Annotated in this window: 3 protein-coding genes; all 3 read right to left on the minus strand. The window is 72.0% G+C overall.

Features of this window, described 5'->3' with window-relative positions; genetic code table 11:
• Nucleotides 1-469: 4Fe-4S dicluster domain-containing protein (locus tag B8460_RS18990; RefSeq protein WP_048863192.1), on the minus strand; the 469-nt coding region annotated here is incomplete at its 3' end.
• A gap of 24 nt (nucleotides 470-493) precedes the next feature.
• Entirely contained in the window at nucleotides 494-772 is a 279-nt protein-coding gene (locus B8460_RS18995; protein WP_048863193.1) for a hypothetical protein, read from the minus strand.
• 4 nt (nucleotides 773-776) lie between these two features.
• A partial coding sequence (locus tag B8460_RS19000) for an FAD-linked oxidase C-terminal domain-containing protein (protein ID WP_048863194.1) occupies nucleotides 777-978 on the minus strand: 202 nt, incomplete at its 5' end.

The following is a 978-nucleotide window of genomic DNA, read 5'->3' on the forward strand; positions in this document are numbered from 1 at the left end:
GCCGCCGCCCCGTCATCGTGCCGGTCGGCACCAGCCCCGCCAGCGGCCGCGCCAGCCGCGCGCCCCACAGCGCGAGGCGCATGCGCGACGGCGACGGCAGCACCCACGCGAGGACGGCGCGCAGCGCCCGCTCGATGCCGGGGCGCCGATACGTGCGCTCGATATAGGTGCGCGCGTGATCGACCAGATGCATGTAGTTCACGCCGGACGGGCAGGTGGTCATGCAGGACAGGCACGACAGGCAGCGGTCCACGTGCTGCACCACCTCCGGCGTCGCCGGCCGGCCGCTCTCCAGCATGTCCTTGATCAGGTAGATGCGCCCGCGCGGGCTGTCCAGTTCGTCGCCGAGCAGCACGAAGGTCGGGCAGGTCGCCGTGCAGAAGCCGCAATGCACGCAGGTGCGCAGCACGCCGTTCGACGCGGCGGTGTCGGGATCGCGCAGCTGCTCGGCGCTGAAACTTGTCTGCATGTGGTCCCCCGCTGGGCGGTGTCGTCAGTAATGGCTGCGCGCGCGCATCACGACGCGGATGGCGCCGGCGGCGAGGATGACGGCCGCCGCGAAGAACAGCACCGAGGCTAGCGGGTTGTTGCCGCGCAGCGCGACGCGGAAGACCAGCAGGTAGACGAGGCTCAGCACCACGCAGACGGCGCCCGCGATGAAGTTCGGGTTCCGCACGTTCTCCTCCGGGTCCAGCTTGTAGAAGCGGAGGAAGAAGGCGACCATCGCCATCAGCAGCGGCACGAGGATGAGCGGCGTCGGGATCGTCGGCACGTCGCTACAGCCCCGCGTAGAGACGGCCGGGGTTCAGGATGCCCGCCGGATCGAGCGCGGCCTTCACCCGCCGGGTGATCGCCGCGAGCGCCGGCGTCTCCGCCGGCACGACATCGACCGAGGTGCGCAGCGCGTCGTCGCCGCGCATCAGCGTCCAGGTGCCGCCGCTGACCCGCACGGCCGCCGCCACCGCCGCGTGCGAGGCC

The sequence above is a fragment of the Acidisphaera rubrifaciens HS-AP3 genome (assembly GCF_000964365.1).
In the GTDB taxonomy this organism is placed as follows: Bacteria; Pseudomonadota; Alphaproteobacteria; order Acetobacterales; family Acetobacteraceae; genus Acidisphaera; species Acidisphaera rubrifaciens.